At 61.8% G+C, this 21,204-nt stretch carries 24 protein-coding genes; 16 read left to right on the top strand and 8 right to left on the bottom strand.

Annotated elements, in window-relative coordinates:
• Positions 1 to 203: 203 nt before the first annotated feature.
• The 5 genes from M1D88_RS09485 to M1D88_RS09465 all read right to left on the bottom strand — a co-directional run bounded on the left by M1D88_RS09485 (position 204) and on the right by M1D88_RS09465 (position 4,423).
• Positions 204 to 647 carry a carboxymuconolactone decarboxylase family protein gene (locus M1D88_RS09485; RefSeq protein ID WP_458114260.1) on the bottom strand — a complete coding sequence of 148 codons (444 nt, stop codon included), beginning with the start codon at positions 645 to 647 and terminating at the stop codon, positions 204 to 206.
• 96 nt (positions 648 to 743) lie between these two features.
• Positions 744 to 1,487, bottom strand: a complete 744-nt coding sequence (locus M1D88_RS09480) for an SDR family oxidoreductase (protein ID WP_458114259.1) — start codon at positions 1,485 to 1,487, stop codon at positions 744 to 746.
• Between the two features lie 193 nt (positions 1,488 to 1,680).
• Positions 1,681 to 2,424, bottom strand: coding sequence for an SDR family oxidoreductase (locus M1D88_RS09475; protein WP_458114258.1), 744 nt, complete (start codon positions 2,422 to 2,424; stop codon positions 1,681 to 1,683).
• A gap of 478 nt (positions 2,425 to 2,902) precedes the next feature.
• Positions 2,903 to 3,469 carry a low temperature requirement protein A gene (locus M1D88_RS09470; protein ID WP_458114257.1) on the bottom strand — a complete coding sequence of 189 codons (567 nt, stop codon included), beginning with the start codon at positions 3,467 to 3,469 and terminating at the stop codon, positions 2,903 to 2,905.
• Between the two features lie 42 nt (positions 3,470 to 3,511).
• Positions 3,512 to 4,423: an RNA polymerase sigma-70 factor gene (locus M1D88_RS09465; RefSeq protein ID WP_458114256.1), complete on the bottom strand. Its 912-nt coding sequence runs from the start codon at positions 4,421 to 4,423 to the stop codon at positions 3,512 to 3,514.
• Positions 4,424 to 4,750: 327 nt separating this feature from the next.
• Between M1D88_RS09465 and M1D88_RS09460 the strand changes: the two genes are divergently transcribed.
• The 3 genes from M1D88_RS09460 (at position 4,751) to M1D88_RS09450 (ending at position 7,730) form a co-directional block, all read left to right on the top strand.
• The gene (locus tag M1D88_RS09460) at positions 4,751 to 5,629 is read left to right on the top strand and encodes a biopolymer transporter Tol (protein ID WP_458114255.1); all 879 of its coding nucleotides are present in this window, start codon (positions 4,751 to 4,753) and stop codon (positions 5,627 to 5,629) included.
• A gap of 284 nt (positions 5,630 to 5,913) precedes the next feature.
• A complete protein-coding gene (locus M1D88_RS09455) occupies positions 5,914 to 7,239 on the top strand; it encodes a protein kinase domain-containing protein (protein ID WP_458114254.1) in 1,326 nt (441 codons plus the stop codon).
• Positions 7,236 to 7,730, top strand: coding sequence for a hypothetical protein (locus M1D88_RS09450; protein ID WP_458114253.1), 495 nt, complete (start codon positions 7,236 to 7,238; stop codon positions 7,728 to 7,730). The genes M1D88_RS09455 and M1D88_RS09450 overlap by 4 nt, the downstream gene beginning before the upstream one ends.
• Before the next feature lie 120 nt (positions 7,731 to 7,850).
• Here M1D88_RS09450 and M1D88_RS09445 read toward each other — a convergent pair whose 3' ends face one another.
• Positions 7,851 to 8,147, bottom strand: a complete 297-nt coding sequence (locus tag M1D88_RS09445) for a putative quinol monooxygenase (RefSeq protein WP_458114252.1) — start codon at positions 8,145 to 8,147, stop codon at positions 7,851 to 7,853.
• A gap of 274 nt (positions 8,148 to 8,421) precedes the next feature.
• On the opposite strand from M1D88_RS09445, the gene M1D88_RS09440 reads away from it, so the two are divergent.
• The gene (locus M1D88_RS09440; RefSeq protein ID WP_458114251.1) at positions 8,422 to 8,691 is read left to right on the top strand and encodes a hypothetical protein; all 270 of its coding nucleotides are present in this window, start codon (positions 8,422 to 8,424) and stop codon (positions 8,689 to 8,691) included.
• A gap of 97 nt (positions 8,692 to 8,788) precedes the next feature.
• Here the strand turns inward: M1D88_RS09440 and M1D88_RS09435 are convergent, their stop codons facing one another.
• Positions 8,789 to 9,379 carry a TetR/AcrR family transcriptional regulator gene (locus M1D88_RS09435; protein WP_458114250.1) on the bottom strand — a complete coding sequence of 197 codons (591 nt, stop codon included), beginning with the start codon at positions 9,377 to 9,379 and terminating at the stop codon, positions 8,789 to 8,791.
• A 72-nt stretch (positions 9,380 to 9,451) separates the two neighbouring features.
• Here M1D88_RS09435 and M1D88_RS09430 point away from each other — a divergent pair, with 72 nt between their 5' ends.
• From M1D88_RS09430 to M1D88_RS09390, 9 genes are all read left to right on the top strand, one after another.
• Positions 9,452 to 10,249, top strand: a complete 798-nt coding sequence (locus M1D88_RS09430) for an SDR family NAD(P)-dependent oxidoreductase (protein ID WP_458114249.1) — start codon at positions 9,452 to 9,454, stop codon at positions 10,247 to 10,249.
• Between the two features lie 559 nt (positions 10,250 to 10,808).
• Complete coding sequence (locus tag M1D88_RS09425) at positions 10,809 to 11,537, top strand: DUF6152 family protein (RefSeq protein WP_458114248.1); 729 nt, start codon at positions 10,809 to 10,811, stop codon at positions 11,535 to 11,537.
• Positions 11,538 to 11,546: 9 nt separating this feature from the next.
• Positions 11,547 to 12,029, top strand: coding sequence for a hypothetical protein (locus M1D88_RS09420; RefSeq protein WP_458114247.1), 483 nt, complete (start codon positions 11,547 to 11,549; stop codon positions 12,027 to 12,029).
• Between the two features lie 284 nt (positions 12,030 to 12,313).
• On the top strand, positions 12,314 to 13,210 hold the full coding sequence (locus M1D88_RS09415; RefSeq protein WP_458114246.1) for a helix-turn-helix transcriptional regulator: 897 nt from the start codon (positions 12,314 to 12,316) through the stop codon (positions 13,208 to 13,210).
• Positions 13,211 to 13,335: 125 nt separating this feature from the next.
• Positions 13,336 to 14,001, top strand: a complete 666-nt coding sequence (locus tag M1D88_RS09410; RefSeq protein WP_458114245.1) for an SDR family NAD(P)-dependent oxidoreductase — start codon at positions 13,336 to 13,338, stop codon at positions 13,999 to 14,001.
• A gap of 23 nt (positions 14,002 to 14,024) precedes the next feature.
• Entirely contained in the window at positions 14,025 to 14,378 is a 354-nt protein-coding gene (locus M1D88_RS09405) for an SDR family NAD(P)-dependent oxidoreductase (protein ID WP_458114244.1), read from the top strand.
• Between the two features lie 76 nt (positions 14,379 to 14,454).
• Positions 14,455 to 14,550 carry an SDR family oxidoreductase gene (locus M1D88_RS09400; protein ID WP_458114243.1) on the top strand — a complete coding sequence of 32 codons (96 nt, stop codon included), beginning with the start codon at positions 14,455 to 14,457 and terminating at the stop codon, positions 14,548 to 14,550.
• A gap of 176 nt (positions 14,551 to 14,726) precedes the next feature.
• On the top strand, positions 14,727 to 15,266 hold the full coding sequence (locus M1D88_RS09395) for a cyclophilin-like fold protein (RefSeq protein ID WP_458114242.1): 540 nt from the start codon (positions 14,727 to 14,729) through the stop codon (positions 15,264 to 15,266).
• A 48-nt stretch (positions 15,267 to 15,314) separates the two neighbouring features.
• A complete protein-coding gene (locus tag M1D88_RS09390; protein ID WP_458114241.1) occupies positions 15,315 to 16,586 on the top strand; it encodes an MFS transporter in 1,272 nt (423 codons plus the stop codon).
• A gap of 21 nt (positions 16,587 to 16,607) precedes the next feature.
• On the opposite strand, the gene M1D88_RS09385 is transcribed toward M1D88_RS09390, so the two are convergent.
• A complete protein-coding gene (locus M1D88_RS09385; protein WP_458114240.1) occupies positions 16,608 to 17,546 on the bottom strand; it encodes a helix-turn-helix domain-containing protein in 939 nt (312 codons plus the stop codon).
• A 293-nt stretch (positions 17,547 to 17,839) separates the two neighbouring features.
• On the opposite strand from M1D88_RS09385, the gene M1D88_RS09380 reads away from it, so the two are divergent.
• The 3 genes from M1D88_RS09380 to M1D88_RS09370 all read left to right on the top strand — a co-directional run bounded on the left by M1D88_RS09380 (position 17,840) and on the right by M1D88_RS09370 (position 21,167).
• Positions 17,840 to 19,189 (top strand): ABC transporter substrate-binding protein, encoded by a 1,350-nt coding sequence (locus tag M1D88_RS09380; protein ID WP_458114239.1) that lies wholly within the window; start codon positions 17,840 to 17,842, stop codon positions 19,187 to 19,189.
• Between the two features lie 62 nt (positions 19,190 to 19,251).
• Entirely contained in the window at positions 19,252 to 20,220 is a 969-nt protein-coding gene (locus tag M1D88_RS09375; RefSeq protein ID WP_458114238.1) for a carbohydrate ABC transporter permease, read from the top strand.
• Positions 20,217 to 21,167 (top strand): carbohydrate ABC transporter permease, encoded by a 951-nt coding sequence (locus M1D88_RS09370; RefSeq protein WP_458114237.1) that lies wholly within the window; start codon positions 20,217 to 20,219, stop codon positions 21,165 to 21,167. Before M1D88_RS09375 ends, M1D88_RS09370 begins: the two co-directional genes overlap by 4 nt.
• Positions 21,168 to 21,204 lie beyond the last annotated feature (37 nt).

Genomic DNA, 21,204 nt, shown 5'->3' with positions numbered 1-21,204 from the left:
GGCGGACGAAGCATCGCTGGCCTTTGACTCGCTTGTTCAAAAACGACCGTTTTCGGACCGGTTTGGTTCAGCGTGAGGAGTACCGAGATCAGCTCCTTACATCGAACCGGGCAAGAGAAGGTTGTCAGCGTGTCGTCAAACCGCGAAGTGTCGAGCTGTGGATCCAAATCCGCGGCCCGAGCGGAGCCTCGGTATGCCCGAGGTCAGTTGCGGACATCGTAGTGGCTGGAGATTGCCACCCGGTTGAACGCGTTGATTGTGATTGCCACCCATTCCACTGCGGCTATCTGGTCCTCGTTAAGTGCTGCCGCGTCGTCTTGGCGCAGGGAGAGTCGGCCGGAGATCAGGGTGGTGCTCTCCGCGATGGCAAGGGCATGTCGCTCTTCTGGGGTGAAGTACTGCGTATCCCGCCAGGCGGGCAGGACGGCGAGTCGATCCTGGGTTTCGCCGTGAGTGATGGCGTCACGGATGTGCATTCTGAGGCAAAACGCGCAGCCGTTGATTTGGGAGCAGCGAATCTTGACGAGTTCGATGAGGAGGGGTTCCAGTCCTGCTACGCCGGCGGCGGTAGAGGACTCGTCGTTAAGGAGGAGCAAGGTCTTGTATGCCGCTGGTACGGCTTGGTTCAAGCGAATGTGATTGCCCATGGCGGTCTGCTTTCAGAAAGTATTGCCTTCTATCGAACAAGCTGGGGGAGGGGTGCCCTTCAACGTCCTCTGTGAAGGGCACCCCTCTCTGTCCGGTTACTGCTGGTTCAGCCATTCTTCGAAGCGGGTGTTATAAATGGTCGCTTCGTTGCCAGGAAGCAGTTCGCCATCCTGGAGCAGGGCGTTGAAGTAGCGTGCGTTGGGGTCGGTGACGACCTCGCGGGGGTCGCTACGGAAGCTGAGGCCCTTGCGGATGAGCTCGTCGAGACCGAATTGCTCTGGGCCGGCGACCTCAACGGTGGCATTTTGTGGACTTCCGACGGCGGTACGGGCAACCGCGGTGGCCACGTCCTCAGCGGCCATAGGCTGGATCAGGGCAGGTGACAGACGAACAGTGTTTCCCTCGGTCGCGGCCTGGGCGATGCTCTTGACGAACTCAAAAAACTGCGTCGCATGAACAATCGAGTAGGGCAGGCCTGATTCCTTGATGAGCTTCTCTTGGGCGATTTTCGCCCGGAAGTAGCCGCTCTCAAGCAGGCGCTCGGTGCCCACGACCGACAGCGCGACGTGGTGCCGGACACCGGCTTCCTTCTCCGCGGCGAGCTGGTTGCCGGTAGATGTAGTGAAGAAGTTCAGCACTGCTGCATCTTCAAACGATGGCGAGTTGGACACGTCGACTACAGTGTCGGCTCCCTGGAGCACGTCCGCGAGACCTTCGCCCGTGAGGGTGTTCACACCCCTGTCAGGGGAAGCGGCCACTGCTTCGTGTCCGTGTTCGCGGAGCTTGCTGACCAGTTTCGAGCCGATCAGGCCAGTGCCGCCGATAACTACGATCTTCATGATCTTCCTTCCGATAAGTGACGTAGAGGGATGCAGCTACATCCGTCCACCAGCTATGACCGGGTACCAACACAATCTGTGACAACCTGAGCAGGGTGGTCCCGTCCAAGTCCGGGTTCTGCCTCATAGTCGTGCCGTTCATAGGCTCACAACGGCCGTCGGTCAGATGCCTGCCCCTGTAACGCCGGAGAGACTATGACCTCACGTTCAGCCACTCTTTGAGGGTGATGTCCCCGATGCGGGTTTCACCGACGGGAACGATGCTCGTCTCTTCAATCCGTATACCGAAGTAGCCGGCTTCGGTATCAATGACCACTGGGCGGGAATCATTGCGGGCCGCGAGAACCCGCGACACGAATTCATTAAGTCCTGCGCGCTCAGGGCCCGCCATCTCAAGGACGCCGTCAATCGCAGGCGAGACCGCCGTCTCCGACACAATGCGAGCAACGTCCGCAGCAGCCATCGGCTGCATCAGGTAACTTGTCGCATAAACGGACCCGTCGCGTGTTCCGGCGTCAGCGATCATCGGGATGAACTCAAAGAATTGAGTAGCCCGCAGAATGGTGTAGGGCACTCCGCCTTCTCTAACAGCCTTCTCCTGCGCAGTTTTTCCGGCAAAGTAGCCGACGCCGATACGGTCGGTTCCAACGACCGACAGAGCCACATGATGCTGCACGCCGGCCCTTTTCTCGGCGGCGAGAAGATTGCGGGATGAAGTGGAGAAGAAGGGAACGACTACCTTCTCATCGAACTCGGCAGTGTTTGTCAGGTCGATAACTACGTCCGCCCCCACCATCGCCTCATCCAATCCCTGGCCGGTCACCGAATCCACTCCGGTAGAAGGGGACGCCGCTTTCGCCTCATGGCCCTGACTGCTAAGGATTTCCACAACCTGCTTGCCGATCAGGCCAGTGCCGCCGATAACTACGATCTTCATGATCTTCCTTCCGTTAGTGGCATACGGAATGTGTGGCATTCCGTCCACCAGCTATGACCGGGTACCAAATCAATCTGTGACAGCCTTGGAAGATTGCGCGCTAGTTCAGCGCCGTATTTCGTAAATCCGGTGAGCTTGTCTGGGCCAACTTTGGGAGCAGTTGAAAAGTGCCATACGGCAGAATCCGTGATCCGATCAGCTTGCTTCCCTCTTCTGTCCGGGCTGCAATGCCGTCACCACGACGACCAGCGCACATACAACCGCGATTCCGCCCACCACTCCGACAACCCCGATCGCACTGACGCTCGCCGGCATCACCAGCACCGTCCCCACCGCTGGCAATATCAGCGCCGGACGAATGGCTGGCCGGGTCGTGAGCGGCGAGCCGCAAAATGGCGAAGTGCCAATATCCCCATTGGTACGATTTGTCACGATTTGCAGACAACGCGTCACCCGCGGGGTGTAGGAAGTACAGCCATCACAGGGAGAACAACAACGCGAGGCCGGCCGCAGAGACAGCAATCAGGTATACGCTCACGCCGCCGGATCTCAATTCAGCGGCCACTCCATTCGATGGGGCCAGCACGCTTTCACCGAGCAGAATGATCGCGAACAGGCCATACCGCTCGGCGATATGATGCGGGTGCCAGCTGCTGTGACCTGTGCGTTCGGCCCATAACGGAACGGTGAGCTCCAAAATAGCGAGCATCACGAACGCGACGAGCTGCAACTGCCCCGACAACAACCCCGCCTGCTGCAACACCAACCGCAGGACCCAGCCCAGTTGAATGACCGCGAACCCGACTGCGTATCGGAACGCCGTCCGGCGGCTGGCCGGATTCTCAATCGCAGCCCGTAGCCATTGGGCGATCAACCCGACGCGCATCACAATGAAACCAAGAGTGACCGCCAGATAGTCACCGTCGTTGAATGCCGCGGGCACACCTGCACCCAGCAGCAGCACACCTCCCATCTGCAGCATCGTCATCAGCCGGTAAAACGCATCGTCCGTGTCGAACGCGGACGCAAACCAAGTGAAGTTCATCCACGCCCACCAGACCATGCTGGGCCCGGCTAGTCTCAGACATTAGCGGCGCCACATGACCGGCTCAACCCTCGTCACGCCGGAGAGCTTGTCCGGATTCATCGTCCACAAAAGCCGATCAATACCATCGGCAGACGCCGTGAGAGTCACCACAGCAAACACCACCCCATCCTGCGCCAGCCGTGCTGAAGGCTGGCCATTAGCCATGAAGAGCTCGGTATCGACACCATCCCAGAAGCGCGCCGCGAATGCACGGTAGTACTTCGCGACCCGTTCCCTGCCTACAACAGGGAACTTGGAAGCCCGAACCTTACCGCCGCCGTCGGAGTAGCTGATGACGTCCGCGGCGAAGAGTTCTTCCAGCGCAGTCAGGTTCCCGGTACGCGCCGCAGCTAGGAATGCTTCCAGCAGACGCCGCTGCTCGCTGACGCTCACCGCTGCGCGTTTCTCCTCGGCAAGGCGTTTGCGCGCCCGGCTGACCAACTGACGGGCATTCGCTTCTGTCTGTTGGATGATCTCCGCAATCTGCTCATACGGGTAGTCGAATGCTTGCCGCAGCACGTACGCGGCCCGTTCTGTCGGTGACAGCTTTTCCAGTATCAGCAACACGGCAAACTCAAGCGCTTCACCATTAACGGCGCCCAGTTCAGGGTCGGCGCTTGTCTCCACCGGCTCGGGCAGCCAAGGACCGACATACGTTTCACGACGGACACGTGCCGACTGCCCCACATTGATGGCAAGACGGGTGGCGGTGGTCGCCAGGAACGCCGGCGCATTCCGGACAAGGCTGCGATCGCATGTCTGCCATCGAACCCAAGTCTCCTGGACAATGTCCTCCGCCTCGCCGACGCTGCCGAGCATCCGGTAGGCAATTCCGAACAAGCGAGAACGGACCTCCGCGAATACCGTCGACGCAGTCTCTAATTCGGCGGCTGACCGCGCATCGGCATCCATGCGCCCAATATTACTGCTCCAAGGATTGGACCCCGGCCATGAGTAGGCCATACGACGCCGGGCCATCTGGCGGTATATGTGCCAAAGCGTGTGCAAACCCAAGGCCGTTAATCTTGTTCCGAGCTCAATAGGAGAACCACATTGAACGTTAGGTGCATCACTGAGATGCAGAAATAGACATTCGGATGCTGTTTATGGACATTCCCTTGTTTAGGGCGCTGTCCAGACCGTACCGGGGCGGCAACGGTTAGCCCGTCCTGTGTCCTACGGCCCTGAGCTGCGGCAGGCGCCTAAGTTGGTTGGACACGTGAATAGGAGAATTCTCGAATGTCACTTGCTCCCCACCTCGCCGACGGCCAACGATGCCAGGTACTCATCGGCGGACCGACCTACGCCCATCCGACCCTCCTCTTTGAGACCGACGAACTCCGGATCGAAGCACCGAACTGGTCCCTTGACGGCAGGAACCTTTACCTTAACGGTGGCGGCCTGCTCTGGGCACTGGATGTCGCAAACCCGGAAGCCGGTCTTCGGCCGATCATGTTCGATGGGCTTCCCGAACTGAACAATGACCACGTGCTGGACCCGGATGGAGAACACATATTCCTTTCGGCGAATGACGGACACATCTACCGCGCTGCACTCAACGGGGGTGCGGTCGAGCAGATGACGCCCAACGACGGTATGAGGCACTTCCTTCATGGAGTCTCGCCGGACGGCAAGCGCCTGGCCTACGTTGAACTCAAGGAATTTGGAGACCACGGGAAGCTTGCGGTATTGCCAACGTCGGGGGGCGAAGTATCTCGCCTCGATACCGGATACGGGCATATCGACGGCCCCGAATGGTCCCCCGATGGTCAGTGGATCTACTTCAATACGGAAGGCTTTACCAACACCCCAGGGCACGCTCAGCTGGCACGGATCCACGAAAGCAGTGGAACAATCCAGCGTCTCGTCACCAGCGAGACGGTCGACTGGTTCCCACATCTGTCCGCTGACAATCGCGCTGCCGCCTACATCTCTTACCCAGCCGGAACACTGGGTCACCCTGGGGATCTCGACGTCGAGGTCGTAGTCGTCTCTCCGGGGGATTGGTCAAGCCCAATTCAGCGCTACCCGGTCTTCGGCGGACAGGGCACGATCAACGTCCACAGCTGGTCCCCAGATGGCACACGTTTCGCTTTTGTGGCCTATCCGATTGCCTGAGATCCATTCGCCTCCGATAGACGGCGGTGTGGAAGTGGTCGCAGGGGTTAGCCGGCATCGCGCCACCGAATGTGTAGCTCGAATGCGCATAGTTACACATGGAAGCGTCAACTCTGGCTGGCGGAATGAATGTCCGAATGCCAATCTCCACGTAGGTCGGCTTGTGCTTAACCGTATGCTTCTCCACTCGGACTTTCCCCCATTCGAGAATCATAAAGCGCATGGCCACAGAATCTGCCGTGTGGAGCCCCGGCTAAAGTGATTGGTGACGGAAGGCAGGTTCCATGACCGAAAGTACGGACACCGGTATGGCCGGGACGGTCCTGCGCGAGCGCTATCGGGTGGGGGAAGTGTTGGGCCACGGCGGCATGGGAAGCGTCCACCGCGGAACCGACCTGGTCCTCGACCGGGAGGTGGCGCTGAAGATCTTCCGGGACGACATCACCGACCCGGAGGAACTGGCCCGGCAGCAGTCGGAAGCACGGATGCTCGCCCAGATGAACCACCACGGCCTGGTCACGCTCTTCGACACCGGAACGCTGCTTCGCGGCCACCGGGAAGTCCCCTTCCTGGTCATGGAACTGGTTTCCGGAACCGACCTTCGCCGGCATCTCGCAGCCGGACCGCTGACCGGCGCGGAAACGGCGAGGCTCGGCGCCGAACTCGCCGAAGCACTGAACTATATCCACCACCGCGGCGTGGTGCACCGCGACGTGAAGCCTGCAAACATCCTGCTGACCCGCTACGCGGCAGAGTCGCCGTTGCGGCCCAAGCTCGCCGACTTCGGCATCGCAAGAATGCTCGACGGCGCCCGCCTCACCGCTACGAACATGGTCCCCGGAACAGCGGCCTACTTGAGCCCGGAGCAGGCCCGCGGAGACAAGGTGGGACCGCCTGCGGACGTCTACTCCCTGGGCCTGGTGCTGCTGGAAGCCCTTACCGGGACCGTGGCCTTCCCTGGCCCTCCGCTGGAAGCCGCCGTTGCCCGGCTCTCCCGCGGTCCTGAGATTCCTGATTCCCTGGGCCCGCGCTGGAAGTCCCTGCTCACCGGCATGACCGCCCGGGACCCGCAGGACCGCCCGGACGCGGCAAACGTGGCCGCAACATTCGGCACCGCCGGCGAGTGGTCTATTCCGACCAGCTCGGCGCCGGCAACAGAATCGATGGCGGCTGCACCTTCCCCGGCCACCCGGGTCCTGAACTCCACCAAACCTCCTATTCCTCATCCCCCGGGCCAGGCGGGTCAACAAGGCCAACCGGATCCGGTCGGCAAGAAGGCGGCGGGAGCAGCCACCCGGTTGCCCGCCCTCGCGGACAGCCAGGCAACCAACGCCACGTCCTGGCACCCGGCACCCACCATGCCGTCACGCAGCCCGGCCTCGGCAGAACCGAAACCTGCCCGGCAGGGTCCGCGGGAGAAACTGGGCCGCCTCCGGGGCCGCCGGCTGTGGCTCCTGGCCGCGGCCGCCGTCGTCGTGGTTTTCCTCTTGGCCGTGCTGCTGACATCCATCCGGCAGCCTGCGCCCGCGCCGGTGGACACGTCCACGTCGGCAGTCCCCGGACAGCTCGGCGAACACTTCAAGGAACTGGAAGAAAGCGTCACGCCATGAACCAATGCCCAAGAACGCTGACTGCTGTCCTGGCCGCCTGCCTTGGCCTTTTCCTCCTTGCTGGCTGCTCGGCCGGGCCGGATCTCGACGGCGGTGTGGCCGCGAACCTGCAGACGCGCGTGGCTGCGGCAAAACAATCCGCCGCGGAGCAGGACTACCCAGCAGCACTGGCCCAGCTCGAGCAGCTGGGCCAGGAGGTCACCGCAGCTGCTGGGCAGGGAAAGATGTCAGGGCAGCGGAAGGCCCGCATCGAAGCCGCCATCAGCACCATCAGGACTGACCTGGAAGCGGCCATGACCCCCGCTCCGGCACCAACTACTCCGGCCCCGACCGTCTCTGCACCTGAATCTTCACTCACTGAAGAGCAGCAGGAAGCGCTGGAGGACGCGCAAAAGGAAGCCGACAAGCAGCGTGAAGAGGCCCAGAAGGAGGCCGAAAAGCGACGCCAGAAGGCCGAGGAACTTGCCGAAGAGCAGCGAAACAACGGCTGACCTAAGCGAGCCGTTTGCTGCCTGCCTGGAAAACGCTGATTCGCAGCAAGTCCGTCATGCGGCTCTGGCAACCGACGAACAAGCAGCCGTCAAAGCCGGACGGGCCAGTTAGGAGCAAACCTACTTAACGGCGATCAGCTCGATCATCCGGATGTTCGGGTCCCCTGCCAGCATTGCCGGCCCGTGTTCGCTGAGCGCGGCCGGAATAGCCCCGTTGAGGTGCGCCTGCCGGTCCTCCTCAGTGTCAAAAGTGTCAAAGATGCCGAAGGTGGTTTCGCTGGCGCGGAAGGCATACCAAGTACGCGTGCCGGGTTCGTCAAGCACGATTTCACGGCCACCGTTCAGGAAATCCCACACTTCCTGCTCCTTCCCGGGCTTTGCCTCAAATAATGCAAGAAGGCCGAATTTGGGCGCCACAGTGATCTCCTAAGTCATTTATCCGAACCGGCAAGGAACCAGCCTGACGGAAGTCTAGGGCTGCCCTTCCGGAACAGGCAATGGTCCGCGCTGACTCGTAGAAAACCTCCGCGAATGATGGGCAGGAAAAGCTCTATTTGCACGTATTCCCTTTAGGATGGGTGACCGATTACCTCGCGATTGAGCACGCTTTACAGGGCGCTGACCGATATGGGTTCCATATCCGCGACATGGGCTCTTGGCCTCGGCCCTGGCGACGCCTGCGACCACTGTTATGGGGGTCGAAGCTTATCCGCAGTTAGCGATGAAGGCAACGGCGCTTCTCGAGTCGGTGGCGCGGTTTCAGCCGCTGATCGACGGCAATAAGCCCACGACCTGGACGCTGATGGTTCTGATGTTCTGGATCAACGGCTACCGCCATGACTTCAGCCCTGACGAGGCCTTCAATCTCGTCGTTGGCGCGGCAACGCGCGCCGTTCGCCTCGTGGGACGCCCGCTGACGCGTCGGCCTAGACTTCCTGGCTCGCTGGCACCGTCCTTCTGAGATCGGATCAGGAAGACCCTAAACGACAGGAGCTGGCCCCGGCATAGCTGTGCGGAACCATATCGGTGTGGGACTGCGTTCGAATCGGTCAGGCGATTCAGTGTGCGCGGCGGACCGCCTGGACTGCCGCATCGTAGAGTTCGAAGAGGTCGACTCGCCCGCCCAGGCGCGACCATTCCTCCGTGGCGGCTTGCAGGGATGTGATCGCCGCTGCTGCGATCGCTCGGGCCTCAAGCCGTCGGTACTCGGAGTGGGGGAGTCGCTGCTCGATCTGGGGCGCGAGCAGTTCCTGCCAGCGCGACTGCTTTTCCGCGTGCCCGCCGCGCAGTGATTCACTGCCGAAGAGGAGGGTGACGATCTCAAGCCGTCTTTCAGCGGTGGTCTCGATCTCTTCAAGCACACGGAAGGCCGCACGGAGGGACTCCCAGATGTCTTCATCTGCAGGGGAGGCTGCGAAGCGTTCAGCGATCCGCTCGCCCTGTTCTGCCAGTCCGCTGAGGGCCAGGTCCTCCTTGCTCTTGAAATAGTTGAACAGCGTGCGTCTGGAGACGCCGGCGGCGGCGGCCACCTCGTCCACGGTGGTCTCGTCGTAGCCCTTTTCGGCGAACACGGCCATGGCGGTCTGGGCAATGAGAGAGCGGACGACGGCGCGCGTCTGTTGACGAAGGGGAGGAGGTGAAGCAACCATGCACTTATGGTACACGTTTGCACGCTAAGCGAATCCTTGCACTGAGTGCATGGCTGTGCATATCATGTAGGTATGAGCAAAGTCGACTACACAACCGAAACCACCATCGTGACCGGTGCAAGCTCCGGCCTCGGAGCCGAGTTCGCCCGGCAGCTCGCGGGCCGGGGCTCCGATCTCGTCCTCGTTGCCAGGCGCGCCGACCGCCTAGAGGCGCTTGCGCAGGAGCTCACGCTCGCCCACCAGGTCAAAGTAACCGTCATTGCACGCGATCTCGGTCGACCAGATGCCGGGCGAACACTTCGTGCCGAGCTCGAAGGCCGGGGTATCCGGGCGACGAGCCTGATCAACAACGCCGGCTTCGGTAGCCATGACGAGTTCGGCGACGAGGACCCCGAGCGCCTCCAGAGCATGATCGCCTTGAATGTCAGTTCCCTCGTGGACCTGAGTCACGCGTACTTCGATTCACTGAAGACCGGCAAGGGGGTGCTCATCAATGTCGCGAGCCTTCTCGGTCTCCAGCCGACCCCCTATCTCAGTGTGTACGGGGCCACCAAGGCGTTCGTCCTGAGCTTCACAGAGTCGTTGTGGGAGGAGGCTCGCGGCTCCGGACTCGGCGTGCTCGCAGTGTGTCCGGGTGCGATGCAGACCGAGTTTTTCGACGCCGCAGGCAGTCAGTCCGCCGACTACGGCGCCGCCAGGGCGACACCGCAGCACGTTGTGCGGATGGCGCTCGAGTCGCTCGACCGTCGCTTCGCGCCGCCGTCGGTGGTGACCAACGGCCGGCCGCTGGCCATCGCAACCAAGTTCCTGCCCCGCCGGATGGTGGTGCAGGCCATGGGCCGGATGGCACGGCCAGCTCAGCATGTCTAACAACTCCACCCACATTGACCGATGCCCACTCCCACCAGCAACGAGCAGACCATGTGTACAAAACCCCCAGAAGTGCGGACACGGACGTAGCATTTTTTCGCATGACTTGCACGAAGCGCGCGAAAAAGGACGATACGGCGTCTTTCATGGTGCTTTTCCTGCTCATGATCGGAGCCACCGGCTTTGTGGTCAGAGTTATGATCAGCCGGGTTCTCGGCAAGGGCCTGAACATGACGCTGATCGTCAACGCCGTGCGGCGATTCTCTAGTCCTCCCGCATCGCTACAGAGGAGCCCTGCCCAACGGGGCTTTCCGTCGCTGGTCATTGTGAAGGATCGGTGGGACGGTCATCTCGAACTGCTGGTCCCAGGGCTAACCGGTCCCTTCCAGAAACCTGACATCGCCTGCTCGACGCCTGTGTCGAAAGCACCGGTCGCGCTGGCCCGAGAGCCAGCTCAATTCTCAGGGAGACCCTGTCAGTACCTCTCATCACAGGGTCTCCCTCTTCCCTGCGGGATGGGGTTTGCTGGATGCGAATCATTTCGAAAGGACCAACTCACATGGGCATCAGCATGATGATCGCACCACTGACCCGCACCAACGCCCGTACTCTCCAGCTGGCGACCGCGTCCTTAGCCTCTGCTGCCATGCTCACCGTGTTCTCCGCCGGTCCCGCTCAGGCACATCACGGGTTCGATGACTTCGACACCGCCCGCCCCTACTACATTGCGGGTACCGTCTCGGAGGTCCGATGGGGCGAGCCACATTCCTTTTTCACTCTAACCATCGACAACGCCCTGCCTGCTGACACCCCTGAACTGGATCTGCCCGAGCAGCTCCAGGCTCCCGAGGCCAGCGGCCCAATCAACGAGGCTCCGTCCTACAGTGGTTCCCATGAAGAACTGGCGGTCGTCATCGCCCCTCCGAGCTACACAGGCAGATGGGGTCTTGACCGCCCACTCGTAGACGGAGAGAGGGTCGAAGCGGTCGGGTACATCGGCCTGAGCCATACCGATGAGTTCCGTCCGGTCGTGTTCTGGTTCGAGGACGGCCGCCCGGTAAACCAGGTGCTTGGTAGCCAGCTGCCTGCGACGCCGCTGACGGCCCCGTATCCCGACCGCGCCGTGGGTGCCGCGCCAGGCGCGGAGGAGGCCAACGAAGCCATCTCGGGCAACGCGGATTCCGACAACATCACACCGATTGCGGTGTGGGCAGTGGTCGGCGGCGCACTGGTGGCCATCGTCGCGGGTGGGGCCGTTTATCTGCGAGCACGCACGCGTCGGCTCTAGGCGCCAGTCATGAGTGAAATCCTCTCCTGGCTGGAAGACGGCTGGCTCGCCGAGGCTGTCCGTGGCACGGACTACCTGTATCCGGTCCTCGGGAGCCTCCACATCATCGGTATCGCCCTCCTCATCGGTCCGGCCGCGGCCTTCGATCTTCGGCTGCTTGGACTGGGCCGGCAGACGCTGCGGGTGACGACCGCTGCCAACCATCTCCTTCCCCTGTCACAACTCGGATTCATGATCGCAGCGGCCACCGGCGTGGTGATGTTCCTGTCCAGCGCGACCCTCATCGCCGACCGGGGCAGCGCCTTATGGAAGCTCAGCCTCATCGTGCTCGCAGGCGTGAACATCCTGATCTTTCATAAGCGCACCTACCGCGGCGTGGCCGACTGGGACACAGGCCGGTCAACGCCCGTAGCTGCGCAGGTGGCCGCCGTCATCTCACTCACGTCGTGGTCAGGCGTCACAGTCGCGGGAAGCCTCTTGGCCTACACCTGATTCGGGCAACACTCAAACCGTGGCGACCCGCGTTGGGGGCGCCATGGTCGGTGGATCGCCGCTGCAAGCTACCACGATGGCGGTCGCTTGGCTTTTGAGCCGGATGGCATGCTTTACGTCACCGCCGGTGATGCGCGACGCGCGAGAGCCCGGACCTCGATTCCCTCAACGGAAAGATGGCGGAGCGCTGTCAGGCGTGAATTTCAGCCGCACGGGCGATACGGGGGGATAGGGGTACTGCAAGGGACTCCCACGGGCGGTTGGGTTGGCTTAGCGTTGACGACATGGACAACCGAGCGGAAGTACGCGAATTTCTCCTCTCGCGGCGCGCTCAGGTCGCCCCTGAGCAGGTGGGATTGCCTGCCGGGACGAACCGGCGTGTCAGCGGCTTGCGCCGTAGCGAGGTAGCCACATTGGCTGGTTTGAGCGTTGAGTATTACACGCGCATGGAGCGCGGTGCGATCAGCGGGGCCTCGCCGCAGGTGCTCGAGAGTATCGCCAGGGCTCTGTGCCTGGACGACGCTGAGCGGGCCCACCTGTTCGACCTTGCTCACGCGGCCAGCCCGGTTGCACGACCGCCGCGGCGGCGGACCTCGAAGTCCTATGTGCCGCACCAGAGCCTGCAGTGGGCGCTCGATGCGATCACGGCTGGTCCGGCATTTGTTCGCAATGGCCGTATGGATCTGTTGGCGGTCAATCCCTTGGCACGCGCCTTCTACAAGTATTGCTATGACATGCCGGGCCATCCGCCAAACATCGCCCGGTTCACCTTCCTTGATGAGCGTGCCTATGAGTTCTACCCGGACTGGGATGCTTTCGCGGAGGTGACTGTCTCCATCCTCCGCACGGAGGCGGGCCGGGACCCGCACAACAAGGAGCTCCATGACCTCATTGGTGAGTTGGGAACCCGCAGCGAGGAGTTCCGCAAACGATGGGGTGCCCACAACGTCCGGCACCACGGCACTGGCTTCAAGACGTTCAATCACCCGGTGGTCGGAGAGATGACCCTCGCGTTCGAAGGCCTGGAGATGGCTGCTGAGCCCGGCCTGACACTCACGATCTATACCGCGGAGCCAGGGTCCCCGTCGGCTCAGCGCATGCAACTACTTGCGTCGTGGGCGGCGAGCGAATACGGAGACGCCGTCCGGCCGGCACCCGAAAGGACACACACGGACGGCTGACGACGGCGGTGCTGCCGCCGCTGAACGCCCCATGACACTCCGAGCTGCACCGTATAAGAGTGCAGCCTTTAGGCCCCGATCAGCGGGACATTTCGTCCTGCCTACGTGCAAGAAGGAAGAACACCATGAAGACTACGATCGCGATCATCGGTGCAGGACCTGGCCTTGGCCTCGCCTCCGCCCGGCGCTTCGGCGCCGAAGGCTTCAACGTTGCTCTCCTTTCCCGTACCCAGGAAAAGGTCGATGCGCTCGCCGCGGAATTAGCCGACGACGGAATCACCGCCCGCGGTTACGCCGCCGACGTCCGCGATACTGAGTCGCTCAACGCCGCCCTCACCAGGGTCGCCGAGGAACTGGGCGTCGTCGAAGTCCTCCAGTACAGCCCCGTGCCATCCAGGGAATATCTGCGGCCCGTTCTTGATACGACACACGAAGAATTGCGCTGGGCGCTCGAATTCTCTGCGCTGGGCGCGGCAGCCGCGGTCAAGGCGGTACTTCCCGGCATGCGCGCCCTCGGCAGAGGAACAGCCCTGTTCATCAATGGCTCCAGCGCCGTGCGGCCCAATCACAAGTACGCCGGCACCTCCGCCGCGTTTGCCGCAGAATCCGCGTACGCTCAGATGCTGCACGACGCTCTGGCGCCCGAAGGAATCCATGTTGCGCAGCTCATTATTCCGTTGGGGATAGGTGGAGGCGACCCCGCCCACGAGCCGGCTGCCCTGTCCGAGACACTCTGGGGCATCTATAGCGATGGGAAGGACTTCCGCACCTTCGTGACACCGCTCGACTGAGCGCCCTAACAGCAAGGAGAAAAGTGTCCCGCATCCTCGTTACCGGTTCCAGCGACGGGCTAGGACGCGCCGCTGCCGAAGCGCTGCTTGACGACGGCCACGACGTCGTCGCACATGCCCGCACCGCCCACCGACTGCCTGCCGTTCATGATCTCCTCGACCGGGGCGCACAGGCTGTGGTGGGTGACCTGGCCAAGCCCGACGACTTACGTCGTCTGGTCAAGCAAGCAAACACCTTGGGGCGCTTTGACGCAGTAATCCACAACGCCGGCGTTATCGGCGGGCCGTCCCTCTTACCGGTGAACGTCGTCGCTCCCTTCGTCCTTACGGCGGAGATGCATCGGCCTGGGCGGTTGATTTACCGCATCAGGCCGTAAACGATGAACGTTTCCAGGCGGCGCTCCTCGGCTCGCTGGCCGACTACACGGGAAGCAGGATCCAAGGATGACCGGCATGAGGATCGCCACTGCTGTGCTGTGGCTCTGCAGCGGTGCCGCCAGCTGCGTTACCGGCGTCGCGCTTCCTGTCGATGGTGGCTACACCGCGTAGGAGCGGTAGCAGCTTTGGGGCCGTCCTGTGTGGAATGAACTTTCATTGGCGGGACGGTTCACCGTTTTAGGGGTCCCTCCCAGTGCCCGTAACAACAGAGGCTCCCTCTGTTGTTTGCCGACTGCTTTGCTGGAATGGACCAAACTTTCACCTGACTCGAAGGGGAACCATCTCCCATGCGCCTGAAGAAACTCATCTTGGCTGCGATCATCGTGCCGGCGTTGCCCCTGGCAGGGTGCAGCACACCTTCGAACGGTCCTGGCTCCGCCACGACGCCGGCGCCCTCCCAGCCAGAACTAACTTCGGCGGCCGCCGTGTCATCCGCATCCTCGCCAGGTCCGTCCTCCGCCAGCGCCGCAGACAGCACCAGGATCACCATCCGGATCGATGGCGAGGCCGTGACCGGAACCCTCTCAGGCAACGCGACCGCACGCTCCCTGATCGAGCAGCTTCCGCTGACGCTCTCCTTCAGCGATCACGGTGGGCAAGAAAAAATCGCAAAGCTTCCGGAGCCCCTTTCGCTCGACGGCGTACCCGCCGGTGATGATGCAGATCCACTGACCATCGGCTACTACGCGCCTGACCAGGCCCTCGTTCTCTACTACGAGCACGTCGGGTACTTCCCTGGAATCGTGCGGGTCGGATCGTTTGACGACCTCGCCTCGATCCGGGACCGGACGGGCGAATTCACCGCCACGTTGGCCTCCTCAGACTGAGCGGGAGCCCCAGCCACTCCGAATACTCTCCCTAAGAACGGAGCCGTTTTGACTCGAGCAACCCTTCAGGATCCCGTGGGCGAAGCACCCTTCGAGGGCCTGACCCACGAAAATCTCGGCACCTTTGAGGATACGAAGGCATCGCCACGGGAGGGCGATCTTTCCGTCCGGGCCGGGCGCTTTCCCTGGGCAGCCCTGCTGGTCATGGCCCTGATGGGATTCATTTTAATTGCCACCGAAACCATGCCCGCCGGCCTATTGCCGCAGATCGCTTCGGGGCTGAACATCACTGAGGGGACCGCCGGACAGTTCGTCAGTGCCTACGCCCTGGGAACAGTGATTGCGGCAATACCCGCAATCACCGTGACACGTGGCATACGCCGGAAGCCTGTTTTCATTTTTGGAATCCTCGGTTTCCTGGCAGCGAACCTCATTACGGGGTTCTCCGCTGACATCATGCTCTCCCTGGGAGCGCGGTTCCTGGCGGGTGCATTTTCCGGCCTGCTGTGGGGGATGCTCGCCGGCTACGCCCGGCGCATCACAGCTCCTGAACATTCCGGCCGTGCCTTGTCTGTTGCATCCCTTGGAACGCCCATAGGCCTGGCAGTGGGAACGCCCTTCGGTTCGTGGCTTGGTACGACCTTTGACTGGCGTTGGTCCTTCGGCGTGCTCTCGATCCTGACGATCGTCACCGTCCTGCTCGCCGCCATCCTTGTGCCGGATGCACCAGGTCAAAGGAAAGGGACTCGTGTGCCGCTGGTCCGCGTCTTCGGCATCCCGGGCGTCGCAGCAGTCCTGGCCATCATCGTCGCGTGGATGCTTGGGCACAACATCATGTACACGTACATTGGCTCCTATCTCCGCACGGCAGGCTCTCAGCTCTCGGTCGACGTCGCACTCCTGACGTTCGGTGTGGCGGCCATCGCCGGAATTGCGTTCACCGGTGCAGTGATCGACAAAGGCCTCCGACGCCTGGTTCTGCTGAGCCTCGGGTCCTTCATTGTGGCCGGCGTAATCTTCGTTGTGGGTAACGGGTCATTGGCGGCAGTCCTTGTAGCGATCGTCCTGTGGGGCATCGCCTTCGGAGGCGCAGCAGCCCAACTGCAGACGGCCATCAGTGCGGCAAGCGGCGAAAATGCCGACGTCGCCAACTCGATGCTTGGCGTAGCCTTCAACCTTGCAATCTTTGCCGCCGCTGTGGCAGGTGCAGTCTTGATCAGCAACTTCGATGGTTTAGTCCTGCCGATCGTCATGGCCGGGCTTGCTGCTGCTGCTCTCTTCGTCGCAGTTGCCGCGCGAAGAACCGCGTTTCCCACATAGGCAAGCTGACAAGTGGGATGGTCAGCTCTGGACGCGCCGGCGGAAGTCTCTAGGGGTTTCTCCGGTGTCGTTGAGGAAATGCCGGTTGAAGTTGGACAGGTTGGAGAAGCCGACTTCGTAGCAGATGGTGGAAATGGGAGTGTCCGTGGCTTCGAGGAGGCGTCGGGCGTGGGCAAGGCGTAGTTTGCGCACGAGGTCGCTGAAGTTCTGGCCGGTGGCGCGCTTGAAATACTTCGAAAAAGTTGGCTCGGACATTCCTACCAGGGACGCCGCTTCAGACATTCTGACGTCGCCGGTGTGGTTGTTGAAGACGTATTCGAGAATTATATCGACGACGGCGGCGGCCTGTCGGTCCAGCTGGGGCCGGAACCACTCATCTGCGAGGTAGAGACGGTCTTCAAGCGGGGCGTGGGCCAGGACAGCGAACAGTTCGAACAGGTGACGTAGCCGGGACAGCCCGTCAGATACGCCCATGGCTTCTATGGACACCGCTGCATTCTGCGCTGTCTGGCCCAGGAACTGGATCCCCCGCGATGACTGATCCAGGAGCAAATGGAGTTCGGCCAGCTCGGGTATCAGGGCGGCGCACTGCTGGACCCATTTACCGTCGAACTGGATGACGGCGTCTCGCCGTTCCAGGACCTCACCGGGCTGGAGGTCGCTGACCCAGTCGTGGGGGAGTCCGGACCCGATGAGGGCAACATGGCCCGCTTCAAAGGTGCCGATGTGGTCACCCACGATGAATTTTCCTGTTCCCTTGCGAATCAGGTGGATCTCATATTCGGGGTGGTAGTTCCAGCGTGCAATGGGACTCGGATAGTCGTGTTCATGCCATCTTACGGAGTGGTTTGGATCGGTCGGGATGACCTCACGGTTGGCCTGCATCCCGAGAAGGCGTTCGGCAAGCCTGGCCGCAGCGCCATCGACGGAGCCGGCGTCAACTGAAATGGCTGTGGCCATGGCAAGTCTCCAATATCATGCTCAAATCTTCGAAAATAATGCTTATGAACTGTGGACAGGACGGATGCCGCTCGTTCCTATGATAGCGCTGATGCCATTGCCACAGCCGGAAAATTTGTATCAGAAATTGGAAAGAGGGGCGCTAGTTGTGCCCTATCCCACACGCCTAGTCTTGAAGTACATCAGCGAGGCATGTCCCCCTACTTAGTCTTTGCCTCGCGCTTCAGCCCACCGCCTGACACAGCAGTCAGCGGATGGGTTGTGCACCCCCTGAAGAACAAAGGAGTCCTTAAATGCGCCCGAAAATTCGCGCTGCCACCCTCGCCGCTGGTGCCCTGACACTGGCCCTGGCTGCCTCAGCCTGTTCGGGCGCCGGCGGAGGCACGTCTGCCGGTGACCAGAACAGTATCAACGTCCTGATGGTGAACAACCCCCAGATGGAGGACCTGCAGAAGCTCACTGCCGATAACTTCACCAAGGAAACCGGCATCAAGGTCAACTACACGATCCTGCCGGAGAACGATGTACGCGCCAAGATCAGCCAGGAATTCTCCAGCCAGGCCGGCCAGTACGACGTCGCCTCCCTTTCGAACTATGAGATCCCGTTCTATTCCGCGAACAAATGGCTGGCACCGCTGGATAGCGTGGCCAACGACGCCGAGTTCAACCAGGAGGATATCCTTCCCGCCTACACGGCATCCCTGACGGGAGAGGACGGCAAGCTCTACGGCGAACCGTTCTACGGCGAGTCTTCCTTCCTGATGTATCGCAAGGACATCCTGGACGCCAAGGGCCTGACCATGCCGGAGAAGCCCACCTGGGACCAGGTGGCCGAACTTGCAGCCCAGGCTGATGGTGCCGAGCCGGGCATGAAGGGCATCTGCCTCCGCGGCCAGCCGGGTTGGGGGCAGGTCTTCGCCCCGTTGACCACCGTGGTGAACACCTTCGGCGGCACCTGGTTCGACAAAGACTGGAATGCCCAGGTTAACTCCCCGGAATTCGTCGAAGCCACCAAGTTCTATGTGGATCTGGTGAAGAAGCACGGTGAAGCCGGCGCGGCGCAGGCAGGGTTCACAGAATGCCTGAACAACATGAGCCAGAGCAAGGTGGCCATGTGGTACGACGCCACCTCCGCAGCAGGCGCCCTCGAAGCCGATGGATCGCCCGTAAAGGGAAAAATCGGTTACGCCCAGGCTCCCGTGAAGGAGACGGATTCCTCAGGTTGGCTCTGGACCTGGTCCTGGGGCGTGCAGGCAGCGTCCAAAAAGCAGGATGCTGCTGGCAAGTTCATCGCGTGGGCCAGTTCCAAGAAGTATGAAGAACTGGTGGCGTCGAAGCTGGGTTGGGCCAAGGTTCCGTCCGGCAAGCGCATCTCCACGTACGAGAACGCCGAATTCCAGAAGGCAGCCCCGTTCTTCGAAGCAGAACGTTCCGCCATTGAAAACGCAGACCCGAAGAACCCGGGCGTGCAGGAACGTCCGGTCGTCGGCATCCAGTTTGTCGGAATTCCTGAATTCGCCGACCTCGGCACAACTGTCTCGCAGGGCGTGAGTTCGGCCATCGCCGGACAGGGGACTGTTGAGGACGCGCTGGCCAAGGGCCAGGAAGCCGCTCAGAAAATCGGCGACAAGTACAAGAAGTAACCACCCACCAAGCGGAGCTGTGGCCCGCCTGCGGGCGGGCCACAGAACGGCAGGAGAACATGATGACTACCGCAACAGCGCGCGTGGCCCGTCAAGGACACAGCGCCCTCAAACCTTCCAAAGACGCCAGGGCCCGTGAACGCGCCGCGGCGTGGGCACGGCGCGCGCCGCTGCTGCCTGCCCTGATCTTCCTCATCATCGTCACGCAGCTTCCCTTCGCTGCCACCCTGATCATTTCCTTTATGAACTGGAACAGCCTGCGCCCGGACCAGACGGGGTTCGCCGGTTTAAGCAACTACGTGGAAGTCCTCACCAACGCGGACCTGCGCCAAGCCATCTTCACCACCGTCATCCTCACGGTCTCGGTTGTCCTGGCCAGCCTGCTCATCGGGCTGGTCCTGGCACTGCTGCTGGACAAGAAGTTCATCGGCCGCGGACTTGCCCGCACGCTGCTGATTGCCCCGTTCCTGGTGGTTCCGGTTGCTGCCGCCTTGGTGTGGAAGCATGCCCTCCTGAACCCGACATACGGGCTGATCAACGGAATCCTGACCTGGATCTGGTCACTCTTTGGAAGCAACACACCACCTCAGCCGGACCTACTCTCACAGGCTCCGTTGACGGCCGTTATCCTTTCCCTGGTCTGGCAGTGGACGCCTTTCATGATGCTCATTCTGCTGGCCGGTCTGCAGTCCCGTCCCATGGACACCGTGGAAGCTGCCCAGATGGACGGCGCAAGCCCTTGGGAAATCTTCCGCCACTTGACGTTGCCGCACCTTCGCCAGTACCTGGAACTGGGCGGCCTGCTTGGCGCCATCTACATCGTCCAGAACTTCGACGCCGTCTTTACCCTCACGTCCGGCGGCCTGGGCACAGCGAACCTGCCGTACTCCATCTACCAGACGTTCTACTTCGCCAACGAATACGGCCTGGCCTCAGCTACCGGCGTCGTGGTTGTCATCGGCACGATCATCGTTGCCACCTTCGCGCTCCGCACCGTTTTCTCGCTCTTCAAGAAGGAGGCAGCACGATGAGCATCCACACTCCTGCCGCACCCAGCAACTCGGACCATGCCCGTTCAACATCGCCCACGGCCCTGAACACCGGCCCCGGCCGGCGCGGGTTGTTCACATCCGGCCGCGGCAAGTCGCGGATGGATCCCACCCGAAACAACACCGCCGCAGGCATGGCCGCCTGGCTGCTGGCCCTGCTGTTTGTCGCCCCGGTCCTGTGGATGGTCCTGACGTCCTTCCACTCCGAGACGGACGCCGCGACGAATCCGCCATCCCTTTTCGCGCCCCTGACCCTTGATGCCTACGAGGAGTTCTTCGGCGCCAGTTCCGGCGTCAGCCCGTGGCCCCCGCTGATCAACTCGGCTACGGCCTCTGTCCTGTCCACCGTCCTGGTGCTGGTCCTGGCCATCCCGGCCGCCTACGCGCTTTCGATCAGGCCGATCAAAAAGTGGACAGACGTCATGTTCTTCTTCCTCTCCACCAAAATGCTGCCAATCGTCGCGGCTGTCCTGCCATTGTTCCTCTTCGCAAAAACCATCGGCGGGCTGGACAACATCTGGTTCCTGATCCTGATGTACACGTCCATGAACCTGCCCATCGCAGTGTGGATGATGCGCTCCTTCCTTGCTGAAGTCCCGGTGGAAATGCTCGAAGCATCTCAAATCGACGGAGCAGGCCTCCTCCTGACACTCCGCGCGGTGGTGGCTCCCGTGGCGATGCCCGGCATCGCCGCCACTGCTCTGATCTGCTTCATCTTCAGCTGGAACGAACTGCTCCTGGCCCGGGTCCTCACCGGCGTCATGGCCGGGACGGCGCCGGTCTTCCTGACCGGCTTCGTTTCCAGCCAGGGCCTGTTCCTGGCGAAAGTTTGCGCCGCGGCCGTCGTGATCTCCCTTCCCGTTCTGTTTGCAGGGTTCGCCGCCCAGGACAAACTCGTCCAAGGCCTCTCCCTCGGTGCGGTCAAGTAACCGCACATCACCGCTCCCATACACAGAGGATTTCTCC

The sequence above is a fragment of the Arthrobacter sp. R1-13 genome (genome assembly GCF_054161475.1).
The sequence above is the reverse complement of the archived record's forward strand: the minus strand, read 5'-3'. Positions and strand labels throughout refer to the sequence as shown.